This window comes from Cupriavidus taiwanensis (assembly GCF_900250075.1).
Lineage (GTDB): Bacteria > Pseudomonadota > Gammaproteobacteria > Burkholderiales > Burkholderiaceae > Cupriavidus > Cupriavidus taiwanensis_C.
This window is the reverse complement of sequence record NZ_LT977071.1, coordinates 1,995,823-2,012,267: the sequence shown is the minus strand read 5'-3', so window position 1 is coordinate 2,012,267 and position 16,445 is coordinate 1,995,823. Positions and strand designations below refer to the sequence as shown.

General features: G+C 63.7%; 14 protein-coding genes and 1 pseudogene. 11 read left to right on the top strand and 4 right to left on the bottom strand.

Annotated features, from left to right (window positions below; genetic code table 11):
* The 11 genes and pseudogenes from CBM2588_RS25465 to alaC all read left to right on the top strand — a co-directional run bounded on the left by CBM2588_RS25465 (position 1) and on the right by alaC (position 12,883).
* Complete coding sequence (locus tag CBM2588_RS25465) at positions 1–1,755, top strand: polysaccharide biosynthesis/export family protein (protein WP_115683065.1); 1,755 nt, start codon at positions 1–3, stop codon at positions 1,753–1,755.
* 2 nt (positions 1,756–1,757) lie between these two features.
* On the top strand, positions 1,758–4,022 hold the full coding sequence (locus CBM2588_RS25460; protein WP_115683064.1) for a capsular polysaccharide export protein, LipB/KpsS family: 2,265 nt from the start codon (positions 1,758–1,760) through the stop codon (positions 4,020–4,022).
* 13 nt (positions 4,023–4,035) lie between these two features.
* On the top strand, positions 4,036–4,644 hold the full coding sequence (locus CBM2588_RS25455; RefSeq protein WP_115683063.1) for an acyltransferase: 609 nt from the start codon (positions 4,036–4,038) through the stop codon (positions 4,642–4,644).
* Between the two features lie 4 nt (positions 4,645–4,648).
* A pseudogene (locus tag CBM2588_RS31110) lies at positions 4,649–4,759 on the top strand (3-deoxy-8-phosphooctulonate synthase); the annotation flags it as partial.
* Between the two features lie 47 nt (positions 4,760–4,806).
* A complete protein-coding gene (locus CBM2588_RS25450) occupies positions 4,807–5,769 on the top strand; it encodes a KpsF/GutQ family sugar-phosphate isomerase (RefSeq protein WP_115683062.1) in 963 nt (320 codons plus the stop codon).
* Entirely contained in the window at positions 5,753–7,837 is a 2,085-nt protein-coding gene (locus CBM2588_RS25445; protein WP_115683061.1) for a capsular polysaccharide biosynthesis protein, read from the top strand. The genes CBM2588_RS25450 and CBM2588_RS25445 overlap by 17 nt, the downstream gene beginning before the upstream one ends.
* A 37-nt stretch (positions 7,838–7,874) precedes the next feature.
* Positions 7,875–9,302, top strand: coding sequence for a capsule biosynthesis protein (locus tag CBM2588_RS25440; protein WP_115683060.1), 1,428 nt, complete (start codon positions 7,875–7,877; stop codon positions 9,300–9,302).
* A gap of 144 nt (positions 9,303–9,446) precedes the next feature.
* Positions 9,447–10,154: a PadR family transcriptional regulator gene (locus CBM2588_RS25435; protein ID WP_115683059.1), complete on the top strand. Its 708-nt coding sequence runs from the start codon at positions 9,447–9,449 to the stop codon at positions 10,152–10,154.
* A gap of 78 nt (positions 10,155–10,232) precedes the next feature.
* Positions 10,233–11,060, top strand: a complete 828-nt coding sequence (locus tag CBM2588_RS25430; RefSeq protein ID WP_172583661.1) for a siderophore-interacting protein — start codon at positions 10,233–10,235, stop codon at positions 11,058–11,060.
* Positions 11,061–11,139: 79 nt separating this feature from the next.
* Complete coding sequence (locus tag CBM2588_RS25425) at positions 11,140–11,532, top strand: hypothetical protein (protein WP_115683057.1); 393 nt, start codon at positions 11,140–11,142, stop codon at positions 11,530–11,532.
* Between the two features lie 121 nt (positions 11,533–11,653).
* Entirely contained in the window at positions 11,654–12,883 is a 1,230-nt protein-coding gene (gene alaC, locus CBM2588_RS25420) for an alanine transaminase (protein WP_115683056.1), read from the top strand.
* Positions 12,884–12,896: 13 nt separating this feature from the next.
* Here the strand turns inward: alaC and CBM2588_RS25415 are convergent, their stop codons facing one another.
* Genes CBM2588_RS25415 through mmsB form a run of 4 tightly spaced genes read right to left on the bottom strand, consistent with a single transcriptional unit; the run spans position 12,897 to position 16,395 of the window.
* Positions 12,897–13,562, bottom strand: coding sequence for a Crp/Fnr family transcriptional regulator (locus tag CBM2588_RS25415; RefSeq protein ID WP_115683055.1), 666 nt, complete (start codon positions 13,560–13,562; stop codon positions 12,897–12,899).
* Between the two features lie 14 nt (positions 13,563–13,576).
* Positions 13,577–14,704 carry an enoyl-CoA hydratase/isomerase family protein gene (locus CBM2588_RS25410; protein WP_115683054.1) on the bottom strand — a complete coding sequence of 376 codons (1,128 nt, stop codon included), beginning with the start codon at positions 14,702–14,704 and terminating at the stop codon, positions 13,577–13,579.
* A 9-nt stretch (positions 14,705–14,713) separates the two neighbouring features.
* Positions 14,714–15,484 (bottom strand): enoyl-CoA hydratase, encoded by a 771-nt coding sequence (locus CBM2588_RS25405; protein ID WP_115683053.1) that lies wholly within the window; start codon positions 15,482–15,484, stop codon positions 14,714–14,716.
* Complete coding sequence (mmsB, locus tag CBM2588_RS25400; RefSeq protein ID WP_115683052.1) at positions 15,481–16,395, bottom strand: 3-hydroxyisobutyrate dehydrogenase; 915 nt, start codon at positions 16,393–16,395, stop codon at positions 15,481–15,483. The genes CBM2588_RS25405 and mmsB overlap by 4 nt, the downstream gene beginning before the upstream one ends.
* Between the last annotated feature and the right edge of the window lie 50 nt (positions 16,396–16,445).

The following is a 16,445-nucleotide window of genomic DNA, read 5'->3' as shown; positions in this document are numbered from 1 at the left end:
ATGCTTCGAAGAATCCTTGCTATCGCGGTCGCGGCGGCCAGCCTGGCCGGCGCCCACGGCGCGCATGCCCAGGGCGGCATGCGCCTGCCGCAGTCGCCGGCCGTCGGCCAGATGGAATACGCCGCGCTGGCTGCGCAGGGCGCTACCACGCCCAGTGGTGCAGTGGTCGGCAATCCCGGCGCGATCGGCGGCATTGCCACCATCCCGGCACTTGCCGACACGCCGCTGCCAGACAGCGCGCCGCAGAACAACGACTACACCGCCAACATGGCCAGCGACGCCTTTGGCGCGCAGCTGTTCACCGGCGCCTTCAGCCGCGACAGCGCTTCCGTCTTCAATCCCAGCCATGTCATCTCCGTCGGTGACCGGATCCAGCTGCGCATCTGGAACGGATACAACGTCGATACCGTGCTGACCGTTGACGCCGGCGGCAACATTGTTTTGCCGGAAATCGGCCCGTTCCGCGTGCAGGGCATCACCAACGGCAATCTGCAGACCGCCGTCGGCAACGCACTGCGACGCGTGTTCGCCAGCAAGGTGTCGATCTACGCCAGCCTGCTGGCCGCGCAGCCGGTGCGCGTCTACGTTACTGGCGCGGTGCGCCGCCCCGGCATGTACGACGGCACCTCCAGCGACAGCGTGCTGCGCTACCTCGACCAGGCCGGCGGCATCGACCCCGACCGCGGCTCCTTCCTGGACGTCGCGATCAAGCGCGGCAACCAGACGCTGGAAGTCGTCAATCTCTATGACTTCCTGCTCAAGGGCGACCTTACCTCGCGGCAGTTGAACAACGGCGACGTCATCTTCGTCCAGTCGCGCAAGAAGACCGTCAAGGTCAGCGGCCTGGCCGAAAACGCCAAGCGCTTCGAATTCCTCGGTGAACAGGCAAGGCTTGACCAGATCGTGCGCCTGGCCAAACCGCTGCCCGAAGCCACCAACGTCCGCGTGGTGCGCAATACCGGCACCGTGCGCAATGTCGAGTACTTCCCGATCTCGCAGGGCAACCAGATCGACCTGCGCAACGGCGACGAGATCGAATTCACGGCCGACAAGCGGCCCGGCACCATCACGGTCCGCGTCGAAGGCGAGCACACCGGCCCGCAGGAATACGTGCTGCCGTATGGCAGCCGCATGGGTCAGCTGCTCAGCCAGGTGCATTTCACACACGAGTCTGACAGCGAAAGCATCCAGCTCTTCCGGCAGAGCGTGAAGGCGCGCCAGAAGACGCTGCTGGGCACCACGCTCAAGAGCCTGGAATCGAGCGTGTTGACGGCACGTTCCGGTACGGCCGAGGAAGCCCAGTTGCGCAAGGAAGAAGCCGCGCTCGTACTGCAGTGGGTAGAACGCGCCAAGAAGATCGAGCCCTCGGGGCAGACGCTGATTGCGAAATCGACCACCCGCAATGACTTGCTGCTGGAGAACGGCGACATCTTCCGTGTGCCGGTCAAGGACGGGTTGGTGCTGGTCAGCGGGGAAGTGCTGTTCCCCAATGCCGTTGCCTATGACAAGAGTCTGGATCTGGATGACTTTATCCAGCAGGCCGGCGGTTTCTCGCAGAACGCGGATACGTCGCGAATAATCATTGCGCATCGGGATGGGAGCTTCTCGGATGGCAAGAAGGATGATGCGGTGAAGGCAGGCGACGAGATTATGGTGCTGCCGAAGGTTGATTTCAAGACGCGGCAGTTTGCCAAGGATGTGTTCCAGGTTCTTTATCAGATTGCGATTAGTGCGAAGGTTGTGCTGGGGCTATAACAATGCATATCAGTGAAAAGAAACTCACCGTTGCCATTCCGGTCCGCTGGGGAAGCGAACGCTCAGATCTGCTCGATCGGCTGACGTTCGCGAGGATGGATGCCGATTTGCCCGATGGGGTCGAGATTCTGGTTGTCGACGACGGTTCCCCGCTGGATCTTGCCGGTCGGCTCGAAGCTGAATGCAGAAAGCTTGGCTATGGCTACCATCGGTTGAAAACAGAGCATCTCCAATTTTCGATAGGCCGTGCGAGAAACGCGGCGGCTCAGTGCGGACTCTCCGACTACATCATGTTTCAGGATGTGGATCTCATGCCGTATGTCGGCTTCTATCGCGATGTATTGGGGGAAGCTGTTGTCAACGGGCTGGATGAATCGGCCGACAACTTCCTGATGTTCGGCGTGATCTACCTGACCGAGGCTGCAACCCAAGATTTCCGCCACATGGCTCCCGCGTTGCGGCGGCAGAAATATATTCAACTGCTGTTGCAGAACGACCAGGCGGCTATCGAAAAATTTTCGACCGGAACGTCCGTTACCGTTTGGCGACGCGATTACTTTCTCGCTACCGGCGGCAACGACCCGGATTTCAATGGCTGGGGCTATGAGGATCTCGAGTACACGTGCCGGGCCATTCGGCGAAGAAAGAAGTTCCCATTGCCTTCGGAGTTCGCTCTCGACTATCGCAATTTCCAGTCCATCGTCGAATACAAAGGTTGGAAGAGCATTTATCGGCTGTTTGGCGACATGACCTTTCAGAAGGGAATGGTCCTGTTTCATGCTTGGCATCCGGTGGAGCATAAAAGCGACTACATGGCCGCGAAAGCCAGGAACCGTCAACTATTCGAGAAGAAGCTGGCGGACTTCAGGGACAAGGAACTTGAGCCAGATCCGCTACCCATGCATGGCAGCGGGAAATCGCTGGTCCTGAGAAACAATCCATGGGTAACCAATCGCTGGATTGCCCCATTTCTTGGCGAGATCGTTCATGTCGATGAGGACCATCTGCCTGCCGAGACCTTCATGGAGTTCCTCAGGGAGTCCGGGTTTGACCGCGTGGTCTTTCACAACCCGTATGCCAATCCCCGGATGAGGGCTCTCTATGACCTGGTGCGAACCAACCGGTTTCCTTTCCTGGTGGTTGAGCGCGGAGCGTTGCCGGATTCAGTATTCTTCGACCCGTGCGGGTTCAATGCGGACAGTTCCAGTTATGCGCCAGAAAGATGGGACAAGGAGCTTTCCAATGAAAAAAGGGCCGCCACCCTGCTGTATATCCAACGTGCCATTAGCGACGACGAATCGCTCGAGGCTCAATCGCCCAGGCTAGGCGCCGGATCTCTGCGCAAGAAGCTGAATATCGGGCGCGGCAAGAGGGTATTGGTAGCTTTCCTTCAACGTCCAACTGACACCGTGATTGAAAACTTCATGGGTCCGATGGGGAGCTATGAGAATTTCCTTCGCTTGCTTGCGAGGCTGCCTTTTGCCTTGCGACAGGATTGGGAATTGCTGGTGAAGCAGCACCCGTTAGAGACGGATGTTGTGGACGTTCCCGGTGCCATCAACGTGGATCAATACAACACTAAGGATCTGCTGGATTTGAGCGATGCGATGATTGCAGTGAACTCCGGTGTCGGGGTGCTCGGACTCGCGTTTGGCAAGCTGGTGCTCCATTGTGGTCAGGCGTTCTATGGCATCCCCGGCCTCACTTATCAAGTCAGCGATGAATCCGACGTGGTTGCTGTATTGAATGGCTGCAGGCCGGATTTTGAGAAATCATTACGGTTCCTTGGCTATTTGATTAATGATTTTTACTCATTTGGCAAATTCAAAACCAGAAAGGTGAAATGGCATGACGGCTCGTTCATGACGGCTACCACCGCGATCGATTTTTACAAGATTCGTTTTCCTGGGCGTCCCGAAATGAACCGAAGTCTGCGGGAAGCGGTAGAGGTCTCATCCGACTCGGTCTTGTTTGATCGCTATCGCGCTGCCTCCGCTCGGGCCACGACTGCGGTGAAGGCGCCTGCCGCAGTCAAAGCGGACAAGGAACTGGGCGCGAAGCCTGTGCCGGTGCGAGCAGAGGCGCCGAAGCAAGCGCCGGCGCAGGCGCCCAAGCCAGTCCGCGCTGATGCAAAGCTGGCGCCGGCGACCCGGAAACCGGCGTGGCAAAGGAAAGCGAAGAAGCTGATGAGTAATCCGGTCATGTTTTTTCGGGATTCCAGGCTCGCGGTATTCAGGGCGATCGGCAACCGCGTGATCGTCAAATAGCCCGGGGTGCGTCATGGACGGAGTAGAGCTGAAAGATGGCGGTGCCGATAATGTAGTGGACTTGTCCGAGGCGGGGCCGTGCACGAATAGCGAAATTGTGATCACGGGAAACAACAACAAAATCGTCATTGGCAAGGGTGCTGCACTCGTCAACGTCAGGATGCAGCTATTGAGCAATGGCAATTTTGTGGAAATCGGGGACAGTTGTAGGATCACCGCTTCCGTGATAATGAAACTGGTGGACCACAATTCCCTTGTGATAGGCGCAGGCACGACCATTGGCGGTTGCAACTTCATCTGTGGCGAAGGTACCGCCATATCAGTCGGCCGCGATTGCATGCTGGCCTGGAATCTTGAGGTCAGAACCACCGATTCCCATGCCATCATTGATGTCACGACCGCCCGGAGAATAAATCCGGCCGCAGATATTGTGATTGCGGACCATGTGTGGATCGGTGCGCATGCCACGATCCTGAAGGGAGCCCATATCGGCCGCGACAGCGTTGTCTCAATACGGTCAGTGGTGACCGAAAAATTCCACGAGTCGGGACTCGTGATTGGCGGGGCGCCGGCTAGAAAATTGAGGTCCGGTATTAACTGGTGTCGGCCATTGTTAGGTTGATAAATTGATTGATATTTTCCTCATCGGTCATGCGCTTCCTTTTTTGCTGTTCGGCGGCGTCAAGGTCCTGGAGTCGCGGGACCTGGCACTTCGTGCGTGCGAAGAATATGTGCGCGGTGACCCGGTACTGGCACGTATAACAAGTGGGAACGCGAGAGAACGATGACTGAAGTCATTGCCCTGGCACGCAATGTCGTTGCCACCGAGATCCAGGCGTTGGACCGAATGTCCAGCCGCTTCGATGCGGGATTCGAGAAGGCAGTCGAGACCATCCTGCAGGCACGCGGCCGGTTGGTGGTGGTCGGCATGGGGAAGTCTGGACTGATTGGCAAGAAGATTGCCGCGACCATGGCGTCGACCGGTACGCCGGCATTTTTCGTACATCCGGGAGAAGCCTTCCATGGCGATCTCGGCATGATCAAACCGATCGATGTAGTGCTGATGATTTCCAACAGTGGTGAAACGGAAGAACTGATCCGCATCCTGCCGTTTCTCGACCACCAGAACAATCCTGTGATCGCGATGACAGGAAAAGTGCATTCGACGCTGGCGCGGCACGCGGACGTGGTCCTGGACATTTCGGTCGAGCGCGAGGCGTGCAACAACAACCTGGCACCGACCAGTTCGACCACCGCGACGCTGGTAATGGGCGATGCCCTCGCCGTGGTGCTTTCGGTCAAGCGGCACTTCCAGCCTGAGGATTTCGCGCGGTTCCATCCGGGCGGCAGCCTCGGTCGGAAGCTGCTGACCCGGGTGGCGGATGTCATGCACAAGGAACACCTGCCAGTGTGTCGCCCGGACGCATCGTTCCGAGACGTGGTGCATGTGATCAACCGTGGCCGCCTTGGCATGGCGCTGGTGATGGAAGGCGAGCACCTGCAGGGTGTTATCACAGACGGCGACGTGCGCCGCGCGTTCGACTCCGACCGCGACTACAAGGCGATCATGGCCAGGCACATCATGTCCACCAATCCCAAAACCGTATCGCCGGGCGAGCGCTTCGCCGATGCGGAAGCGCGGATCCATGCCGCCAGGATTGGCGCACTGGTGGTGAAGGATAATGCGGACCGGGTCGTCGGCATTCTGCAAATCCACGATCTGGGAAGTGATGAGCCGGCCGTCTGAGGGCGCGATCGGCGTTCTTTCCCACGGCATTCGCCGTATTGAACACCTGGCCGCCTTCCTGGGCGCACCAGTGGCCCCGGTGCATCCGTGGCGAGGCGCCGCGGTAGCCGTGTCCGGCGTTGCCGGCTGGGGGCGGCGGCCCAGCGCCCGCAGGGCGCAGGCATTCGCGCAATCGCACGGCATCGATCGCTTCCTCTGTCTCGAGGACGGCTTCCTGCGCTCGCTCTGGCCCGGAGCGTCCTCCCCGACCTGCTCGCTTGTGGTCGATGACCGCGGCATCTATTACGACGCCTCGCAACCTTCCGGGCTGGAGGCCATGATCGGCATGCCGCTGCTGCCGGCAGAGCAACCAAGGGCGCGGCAACTGATCGAACGGTGGCGCAGCGCCGGCATCTCCAAATACAACCATGCGCAGGCCCCGTCATCGCTGCCGGCACAGCCTTACGTGCTGGTCGTCGACCAGACCGAGAGCGATGCTTCGGTACAGTTCGGCCAGGCAGACAGTGAAAGTTTCCGTCGCATGCTTGAGTCTGCGTTGAAAACCTACCCGAATTGCAGGATCGTGGTGAAGGAGCATCCCGAAGTCGCGCTCGGACGCAAGCGGGGCTATCTTGGCCACATACTGGACCACGGCCGTGAGGCGCGGGTGGAGCGGCTGCAGGGCGATGTGCACGTGGTGCCGCTGATCCGCAGCGCGTTCGCGGTCTTCGTGGTCACCTCGCAGGTCGGCTTCGAGGCGCTGCTGCACGGCAAGACGGTTCACACCTTTGGCATGCCATTTTATGCCGGCTGGGGTCTGACGATTGACGCGTTGCCTGCTCCCGGCAGGCGCCATCCCGTCTCTATGGAGCAACTGGCATTTGCCGCGCTGGTCCGATACGCTCGCTATGTCCAGCCGCATACGGGCAAGCGCTGCGAGGTGGAGGACGCCATCGAATACCTGGCGCTGCAGCGTCGGCTGTGCCAGCAGTTTCCGCGGTACTTGCATGCGATAGGCTTTTCCAGGTGGAAGCGCAAGATCCTGAAGAATTTCCTGCAAGGCCACGCAGTCACCTTTCATCGCAATCTGCGTACGGTGCCACAAGGTGCGACGCTGCTGCGCTGGGGCCAGTGTGTCGATGCGACGGTGCGCGGCGATCTCGCAGTGATCACAGTGGAAGATGGCTTCCTGCGGTCTGTCGGTCTTGGCGCGCAACTGGCCCGCCCGTTGTCGTGGGTGTTTGACCGATCAGGCATCTATTACGACGCGACACGCGAGTCCGACCTCGAACGATTGCTGGCCAATTTCGATTTCGATGCCGGAATGCTCGCGCGCGCGGCGCGATTGCGCGCATCGATCATTCACGGCGGACTGACCAAGTACAACGTGGGCTCAGGCAACTGGAGCCGGCCCGCAGGCGTTGGCCGGGTGATGCTAGTGGTTGGGCAGGTGGAGGCTGATGCCTCGCTGCATTTGGGGGCACCCGACATCCGCACAAATCGCGCGCTGCTTGCGGCGGTGCGTGCCGAGGAACCGGACGCGTACCTGATATACAAGCCCCATCCCGATGTCATGAGTGGCTTGCGTGGAAATCGTGACGAGGAGAGGGCGCTTGCCGTCCTATGCGACGAAGTGGTGCCGAACTGTCCGATGGACCGTGTCATCGACGCTGTCGATGGCGTCCATGTGCTGACGTCCCTCGCTGGATTCGAGGCCCTGCTGCGTGGCAAACCGGTCACGGCACATGGTGCGCCGTTCTATGCCGGCTGGGGTCTCACGGACGATCGCTGCGAACTTCCACGCCGGCGTCGCCGCCTTTCGCTCGACATGCTGGTCGCGGGCGCGCTGATTCTGTATCCCCGCTATGTCTTGCGCGATGGCAAGAACGGCTTTGCGAGCCCCGAGATTGTGGTGGACCACATGCTGTCGTGGCGCGAGGAGTCGCCGACCCGCGTCTCGGGGTTCCGTCGCCATTTGCTCCGGTTGCTGCTGCGGCCGTGGATACGCTGGCGCGACGCCGCCGCCGGGCGCATCGAAGGCGCGCTGCGTCAGAACAATAGTCCACTGCACCACAAAGACAGAATCTGAAATCACGGCATACGAAAGCAGCAAAAGGGTCACCGCAATGTTGTCGTTCAGGGAGCAATCGGAAAGCATCGGCCCGCCCGGCTTATCACAGGGGAGCGGTGCAGGCACCCAGGATCCCGCCACGCCAGTCGCAAATGAACCGGCATCCCTGGACCAGATTGCCAAGCATCGCCGCATTCTGTTGCTGCAAGGACCGAACGGCCCATTCTTCGCACGCCTGCGCGACCTGCTGACAGCCAAGGGCTGCGAGGTCGCCAAAGTCAATTTCAACGGAGGCGACGACTTTTTTTATCGCCGCGGAGACATCGTCCGGTTCGTGCAGCCGATGGTGCGGTGGGAATCCATGCTGCGAAGCCTGGTCATGCAGCGCCACGTCGATGCCATCGTGGTATTCGGCACGAACCGTCGCCACCACCGCATTGCTGCGAGGGTGGCCGAGGCGCTGGGCACTGCATTCTGGGCGTTCGAGGAGGGTTACGTGCGCCCCGACTACATCACGCTGGAATGCGGCGGTGTGAATGCGGATTCCCCGCTGGCGCCGCTTGCCATTGCGGAAATCCCGCCGGTCAAGGTACCGGTAAAGCCTCGCAAGTTCCGGCATTCGTTTCACAAGATGGCGTTGTACTCGTTCTGGTACTTTGCCGCGGGTATCGCAGGTACGCGTCGCTATCCGCATTACCAGCATCACAAGGCGTTTAGTCTGCGCGAGCTGGCGCCATGGGTGCGCGCGGCATACCGCAAGCAGGTTTATCGCTGGGGCGAACGTTCGCTGCGTAAACAGTTGCTGGCGAGCGACCATCCGCATTTTTTCCTGGTGCCGCTACAGGTCTACAACGACAGCCAAATCCAGGTGCACAGCCCCTGGAGCCGGATCGAGGACTTCATCGAATGGACCGCGCATTCATTCGCCGAGCATGCGCCGGCGGAGAGCGTGCTGGTGTTCAAGCACCATCCGATGGATCGCGGACATACCGACTACAGCGCCCTGATTGCGACATGCGCTGAACGCTTTGGTGTGGGCAGCCGTATTGTCTATGTCCACGATGCCCACCTGCCGTCGCTGCTGCACCGATGCATGGGTGTCGTGACGGTGAACTCGACGACAGGTCTGCAGGCCTTGTTCCACCGTGTCCCGGTCATTGCGCTCGGCCGCTGCTTCTATGCCAAGCCGGGTCTGACCTACCAGGGGACGCTGAATGCCTTCTGGAACGATCCTGGCGCAGTCGACATGCGCGTCTATACGCGCTTTCGCAACTACTTGGTGCGTGTGTCCCAGATCAACTCGTCGTTTTATGCGGACGACATGCTCGTGCCGGTAGCAGGGCAGTGTCGCAAAGACCTGCCGAAGAAAAGACTGATCCGACTGTTAATCGCCATGGGGCTGATAGCAGCGGATGCCTTTAGCGGTCGTAACTGGGATATCGCCTCGGCCGTGAACGTGCTGGCCATGCTGGTGGTCGCCTGAGCGATACGCTCGACGGCATGGACTCGCTGCGAGCGTTGTGCACCCGCTGCGGGGAGGCAGGGCTTGACCGGAACCGCCCAGCCTTGACTTTAGCTCGTACGATATATATCTTAAGATATGTCTAGCGACATACAGGAGAGCCTCATGCATCACCATCCCCCGCATCACCACGGCTTCCGTCCCTATCCGGACTTCCTGGGCCGGGCTCGTCATCTCATGATGCGCCTTGCCCCGCACGTAGCTCATCACGCCATGGGCCGCGGCCACGGCAGCTTCTGGGGCGGTCGCGACGATGACGCCTTCGGTCCTGGAGGCCCCGGCGGCTTCGACGAGGAAGGCTGGCGCCGCGGCCGCAAGTTCAGCGCCGACGACCTGCAATTGCTGCTGCTGTCGTTGCTGGAAGAAAAGCCCAGCCATGGCTACGAACTGATCAAGGCGCTGGAGACGCGCACCAACGGCTTCTACAAGCCGAGCCCCGGCGTGGTCTATCCCGCGCTGACGTACCTGGAAGAAGTCGGCTATGCCACCGTCGACACCGAAGGCAACAAGAAGCGCTACCAGTTGTCGGAGGCCGGCAAGGCGCATCTGGCGGCCAATCGCGAGCGGGTCGACGTCATGGTGGCGCGGTTGCGCCATGTGGCGCGCAAGATGGAGTGGATGCGCCGGGCGATGCGGGGCGAGCAGCAGCCTGAGCCGGAGCAGGGCGGCTGGCTGCCCGAGTTGATGCAGGCACGCGCCGCGCTGAAGCAGGCGCTGGTGATGCGCAGTGAAGCGGGAGCCGACGAGCAGCGCCGCATTGCCGCGATCCTGGCGCGCGCGGCGGCAGAGATCGAAGCGGGCCCGCAGGCCTGAACCATGGCGCTGACCCTGGCATCGGCCTTCGGCAATCGTGCCCGGCAGGCGCAGGGCGCGCAGACAAGGAATTCCGATATGACGACCAACGCTACTGAACCCGCACGCAACCTGACCGTCGAGCGCGTGCGCCATCCGCTGAAGATGCGCCTGCTGCAGGTGGTGCGCACTACGCAGGTCTCGCCGCAACTGCTGCGCGTGACGCTGGGCGGCGCCGACCTGCAGGACTTTGTCTCGGCGTCGTTCGACGATCACGTCAAGGTGTTTTTCCCGGCTGCCGGCGATGACAAGCCGGTGCTGCCGCAGGTCACCGCGGACGGCATCGTGTTCCCCGAGGGCCAGCCGCGCCCGGCGGCACGCGACTATACGCCGCGCCGCTACGACGCCGCGAAGCAGGAACTGGACCTCGAATTCGTTCTGCATGGCGATGGCCCCGCGTCGACGTGGGCGGCCCAGGCGCGGCCGGGCCAGTACCTGGGCGTGGGCGGGCCGCGCGGCTCGTTCGTGGTGCCGACGGGGTTCGACTGGCACCTGCTGGTCGGCGACGATACGGCGCTGCCCGCGATTGCGCGCCGGCTGGAAGAACTGGGCGCCGGCACCCATGCCATCGTGGTGGTGGAAGTGGGCGATGCCTCCGCGCAGATCCCGCTGCCGAGCGCGGCGAAGGTCGACCTGCACTGGCTGCATCGCGGCGATGCGCCGGAAGGCAGCCTCCTGGAAGGCGCGCTGCGCAAGCTGTCTCTGCCGCGCGGCGAGGGCTATGTGTGGGCTGCCGGTGAAGGTGCGGCGATGAAGGCGGTGCGCCAGTACCTGGTCACGGACCGCGGCATCGACAAGAAGCGCATCCGCGCGTCGGCCTACTGGAAGCGCGGGGCGTCGGCGGTGCACGAGACGCTGGACGACTGAGCAACGCGGGCGGCACGGTGTACGCGGGCGATGTGTTGCCATAAGATGGCAGGCATCGCTACTGCCTGAGGGGACTGCCGTGCTGACTGCATCCAAACCGTTGCGCGCTGCTGGCGCCGCGGCGGCATCCATAGCGCTGCTCGCCGCCTGTGCGCCGGACGCCGTGCGCAACCGCCAGGCCACCGACTTCAATGCCTATCTCGATTCGCTGAAGACCGCGTGCCCGAACATGATCGTCGGGACGAACAATGTCAGCGAGTGGCTGCGCGCCAGCGGCAGTCGCGGCGACGACGACTACGTCTACTGGCTGGACCAGACCTCGCGCCTGTACTACCAGCGCATCTCCGCGCAACAGTACCGCGATTCGGTCAGTGCGGCGCTGGGTGGGCGCTCCGATTCCCCCGCGCTGGACTGCATCGTGCGCCATCTGCCCGCGAACCGGCCGACCGGTCTGCCGGGCGGCAGGCTCTAGGCAATCTGCACGTGGCCGTTGTGCAATCTTTGCATCCCCGCTAACATGAGTCCCCGGCAGACGAGACAAAGTCTGCCGACGTCGCTCGGACGGTTCCGGGCGCTTACGTAAAGGACCCCTCATGACTGCCGCTTCCTCCGGCAAGCGCCGCTTTGCGCGCATCGATCGCCTTCCCCCGTACGTTTTCAATATCACCGCCGAGCTGAAGATGGCCGCCCGCCGCCGTGGCGAGGACATCATCGACATGAGCATGGGCAATCCCGATGGCGCCACGCCGGCGCATATCGTGGCCAAGCTCACCGAAGCGGCGCAGCGACCCGATACGCACGGCTATTCGGCATCCAAGGGCATTCCCCGGCTGCGCCGCGCGATCTCCCACTGGTATCGCCAGCGCTATGACGTCGACATCGATGCGGACACCGAGGCCATCGTCACCATCGGCTCCAAGGAAGGCCTCGCGCACCTGATGCTGGCCACGCTGGATCGCGGCGACACCGTGCTGGTGCCCGATCCCAGCTATCCGATCCACATCTATGGCGCGGTGATTGCCGGGGCCGATATCCGCTCGGTGCCGCTGGTGCCGGGCATCGACTTCTTTGCCGAGCTGGAACGCGCCATCCGCGGCAGCTATCCCAAGCCCAAGATGATCGTGCTGGGATTCCCGTCCAACCCGACGGCGCAATGCGTGGAGCTGGACTTCTTCGAGCGGGTGATCGCGCTGGCGCGCAAGCACGATATCTTCGTGGTGCACGACCTGGCCTACGCCGACATTGTCTTCGATGGCTGGAAGGCCCCGTCGATCATGCAGGTGCCGGGCGCCAAGGACATTGCGGTGGAGTTCTTCACGCTGTCCAAGAGCTACAACATGGCGGGGTGGCGCGTGGGCTTCATGGTCGGCAATCCGGACCTGGTGGCGGCGCTGACGCGCATCAAGAGCTATCACGACTACGGCACCTTCACGCCGCTGCAGATCGCGGCCATTGCCGCGCTCGAGGGCGACCAGCAATGCGTGAGCGAGATCGCCGCGCAATACCAGTCGCGCCGCGACGTGCTGGCGCGCGGGTTGATCGAGGCCGGCTGGCCGGTGGAGATTCCGAAGGCCTCGATGTATATCTGGGCGCGGATTCCCGAGCCGTACCGCGCGCTGGGCTCGCTGGAGTTCTCGAAGCAGTTGCTGGCCAAGGCCAAGGTATCGGTGTCGCCGGGCATCGGTTTTGGCGACTATGGCGACGAGTACGTGCGCTTTGCGCTGATCGAAAATGAATCGCGCATCCGGCAGGCGGTGCGTGGCATCAAGGCGATGTTCCGCGCGGACGGGCTGGTAAAGCCGGCGACGGCGGCACAGCCGTGATTCGGCGCGGCTTTCAGTAGCGACGCAGCGCGTCCAGGTCGAGCACGTGCACGGCGCCGTGCTCGACCGCCAGCAAGCCTTCGCCCTCCAGCACCTTGAGCGCGGCATTGGCCCGCTGGCGCGAAATCCCCGCGAGCAGGCCCACCTCCTCCTGCGTCAGATGCAGCGCCGGACCCAGACCCGGGCACAGCACCGGATTGAACAACGTCGCCAGCGCCCGCGCCACGCGGCCCTCGATGCCATGCAGTCGTTCATGCTCGACGGTGGCGATAAACAGGCCGAGCCGTTCGTTGAGCTGGTCGAGCAGGTAGCGGTTGAAGGGCAGGCTGGTTTCCTGCAACCAGCGGAACGTGGCACCGGGCATGCAGGCGATGCGGGAATCGCGCAGCGCCACCACGTCATAGCGCAGCGCCTCGCGCTTCAGTAACGACCCTTCTCCCAGCCAGCCTCCCGCCGGCACGCCGGTCAACGTGGCACGCTTGCCGGAGGGCGAGGCGCAATGCACCTTGACCAGGCCCTCGGCGACGCCCAGCCAGCTGTCGGCCCGGTCGCCCTTGCGGATGACATAAGCGCCTTGCGGCACCGCGCGCTCGCGCACCTCGGCGCGCACGCGGTCGCGTTGCTCCGGTGTCAGTGCCGCGGCCCAGGGGCTGCGCGCCAGCAGCGCGTCGAGGCTCACGGCAGTGCATCCGCTCAGCGGTGCAGGGCCAGCGGCTGCTCGCCCGGCGCCCACCACGGGCGGAACAGCGCCTGGACCTGGGCATCGTCGACCGCGTCATAGCTGGTGACGCGCCAGCGCGGGGCGTTGTCCTTGTCGACGATCAGCGCGCGCACGCCTTCGACGAAATCGCCTTGCGCGAAGGTGTTGACCACCACCGCCAGCTCCATGCGGAAGCAGTCGGCCAGGTCCATCCTGCGCCCGCGCAGCAGCAGTTCGCGCGTGGCGCACGCGGAAAGCGGGGAACGGGTGCGCAGCACGTCGATGGTACGGGTGGCCCATGCGGTGTAGGCGGGGTCGTCCTGGCAAGCCAGGCCGGCCAAAATCTCCGGCAGCGTGGCGTGCCCCGCGAAATGCTGCAGCAGGGCCGGCAGCACTTGCAGCAGCGGTGCTTCGGCGGCGCTGGCAACGGACTCGGGCACCAGCGCACGGCGCAGGTCCGCGAGCGTGTCATGGCCCCAGTCGATGCCGGCAAGAGTTTGCTCCAGCCCGGCCAGCGTGGCGCTGTCCACTGCCGCATCGGCCAGTCCGCACAGCAAGGCGTCGGCCGCGCCGATGCTAACGCCGGTCAGGCCCAGGTAGAGCGCCAGCGGCAGCGGCAGCTTCGACAGGAAGTGGCTGGCCCCCACATCCGGCACCAGGCCGATGCCGGTCTCGGGCATGGCCACGCGCGAGCGCTCGGTCACCAGGCGCAGGTGCGCGGCCTGTGCCAGGCCCATGCCGCCGCCCATGACGATGCCGTCCATCAGCGCCACCAGCGGCTTGGGATAGCGGTGCAGGCGGTGGTCCAGCGTGTATTCGTCGATAAAGAAGCGCCGGTGCAGCGGCGTGCCGTCGCGATAGCTGTCGGTCAGTGCGCGGATATCGCCGCCGGCGCAGAAGGCCTTTGGACCCGCGCCCCGCAGCACCACCGCGCGGATGGCATCGTCGTTGGCCCAGGCATCGACCTGCGCGCCCAGCGCAACGATCATCGGGTACGACAAGGCATTGAGCTGGCGCGGCCGGTTCAGCGTGGCGATGCCGACGCCGTTGACCACCTGGAACAGCACCTCGGGCTCGGCCACATCCAGGTTGGCGGTCTTGGTTTCTTCGGTCAGGCGCATGGCGCGCTCCTAGGCGTTGCGCCATTGCGGCGCGCGTTTCTCGAGGAAGGCGTTGACGCCTTCGCGCTGGTCGGCATCGTCGAACAGGTCGACAAAGCGCTCGCGCTCCAGCGCCAGCGCGGCCTGGCGCGGCACGCCCTGGCGCGCCAGGTGCACCAGCCGCTTGCTGTGCGCGGCGGCACGCGGGCTGACCTGGCCGGCGCGTTCGGCCATCGCCAGCGCCGTGGCAAGGGCCTGGCCGCGCGGCACGACTTCCTCCACCAGCCCGATGCGCAGCGCGGTGGCCGCGTCGACGCGCTCGTTCGTCAGGATCATTCGCTTGGCCCAGCCTTCACCCACCAGCCACGGCAGTGTCTGCGTGCCGCAGCCGCAGGGCAGCAGCCCCACGGCGGCTTCGGGCAGTGCCATCTGCGCCTGCTCCTCGGCGATGCGGATATCGCAGGCCAGCGCGCATTCCAGCCCGCCGCCCATGGCAAAGCCGTTGATCGCGGCAATCACCACCGGACGCGCATTCTGCAGCGCTTCGAAGGCGCTGCCGAACTGCTGCGCCATCACGCGCGCGTGTGCGCGGTCGCCCTCGGCAAAGCCGTTCAGGTCGGCGCCGGCGCTGAAGAATTTTTCGCCGGCTCCGGTGATGACCACGGCGCGGACTTCCGGGTTGGCGTCGATCTTTGCCACCAGCTCGCGCAGCTGTTGCAGGCCTTCGGCGGTGAACGCGTTGGCGGGCGGGCGGCTCAGCGTCAGCGTGGCGACATGACCGTGCAGGGCAAACTCGATCATTGCTGGCTCTCCTTGTCCGCGGCGGACAGGTACTGGCGGATCACGCCGGAAAAGTCGAGATGGCCATCACCGGCATGGCTTACCGCCTGGTAGACCTGCTGCGCCAGCGCGCCCAGGAACAGCGGCTGCTTCACGCTGCGCGCGGCGTCATTGGCCAGGCCGAGGTCCTTGAGCATCAGGTCGGCGCCAAAGCCGCCGCTGTAGCCGCGGCCGGCCGGCGCGGTTTCGATCACGCCGGGCCATGGGTTGCAGGTATCGGAAGCCCAGCAGCGGCCGGTGGAGGTGTTGACGATGCCGGCCAGCACGTTGGCATCGATGCCCAGCTTTACCCCCAGCGCCATGGCCTCGGAAACGCCGATCATGGAGATGCCCAGGATCAGGTTATTGCAGATCTTGGCGACCTGGCCGGTGCCGGTGCCGCCGCAATGGACCAGGTTGCGGCCCATGCCGGCCAGCACGGGGCGCACCTGCGCGAACAGCGCCTCGGTGGCGCCGACCATGAAGGTCAGCGTGCCGGCCTGCGCGCCGACGGTGCCGCCGGACACCGGAGCATCGGCCAGCGCATTGCCGTGGGCCTCGGCCGCGGCGGCCAGTTCACGCACGGTGGCGGGGTCGATGGTGCTGGAGTCCACCAGCGGCACGCCGGGCCGCACCCCGGCCAGCACGCCGTCTTCGCCGAGGTAGGCGCTGCGCACGTGCGCGGCCGCCGGCAGCATGGTGATGACGAAATCCGCCTCGGCCACGGCCTTGCGGGCCGAGTCGGCGCTGCCGGCGCTGCCGGCGCCCTCGGCGCACAGCGATGCCACCGCGGCGGCGTTCAGGTCGAATACGGTCAGCGTGTGACCGGCCTTGAGCAGGTTGCGCGCCATGGGCGCGCCCATGTTGCCCAGGCCGATGAAGGCGATATGCATGGGGTGTCTCCTTGCTACGGTTGTTCGCGTCCCTCGTGTTTTCTCCCCTC

Bases quoted from the DNA above. Each gene is read 5' to 3' on its own strand.
- CBM2588_RS25460 (WP_115683064.1), top strand. From the start codon at position 1,758: ATGCATATCAGTGAAAAGAAACTCACCGTTGCCATTCCGGTCCGCTGG.
- CBM2588_RS25445 (WP_115683061.1), top strand. From the start codon at position 5,753: ATGAGCCGGCCGTCTGAGGGCGCGATCGGCGTTCTTTCCCACGGCATT.
- mmsB (WP_115683052.1), bottom strand. From the start codon at position 16,395: ATGCATATCGCCTTCATCGGCCTGGGCAACATGGGCGCGCCCATGGCG.
- CBM2588_RS25455 (WP_115683063.1), top strand. From the start codon at position 4,036: ATGGACGGAGTAGAGCTGAAAGATGGCGGTGCCGATAATGTAGTGGAC.
- alaC (WP_115683056.1), top strand. From the start codon at position 11,654: ATGACTGCCGCTTCCTCCGGCAAGCGCCGCTTTGCGCGCATCGATCGC.
- CBM2588_RS25410 (WP_115683054.1), bottom strand. From the start codon at position 14,704: ATGCGCCTGACCGAAGAAACCAAGACCGCCAACCTGGATGTGGCCGAG.
- CBM2588_RS25405 (WP_115683053.1), bottom strand. From the start codon at position 15,484: ATGATCGAGTTTGCCCTGCACGGTCATGTCGCCACGCTGACGCTGAGC.
- CBM2588_RS25430 (WP_172583661.1), top strand. From the start codon at position 10,233: ATGACGACCAACGCTACTGAACCCGCACGCAACCTGACCGTCGAGCGC.
- CBM2588_RS25435 (WP_115683059.1), top strand. From the start codon at position 9,447: ATGCATCACCATCCCCCGCATCACCACGGCTTCCGTCCCTATCCGGAC.
- CBM2588_RS25465 (WP_115683065.1), top strand. From the start codon at position 1: ATGCTTCGAAGAATCCTTGCTATCGCGGTCGCGGCGGCCAGCCTGGCC.
- CBM2588_RS25450 (WP_115683062.1), top strand. From the start codon at position 4,807: ATGACTGAAGTCATTGCCCTGGCACGCAATGTCGTTGCCACCGAGATC.
- CBM2588_RS25440 (WP_115683060.1), top strand. From the start codon at position 7,875: ATGTTGTCGTTCAGGGAGCAATCGGAAAGCATCGGCCCGCCCGGCTTA.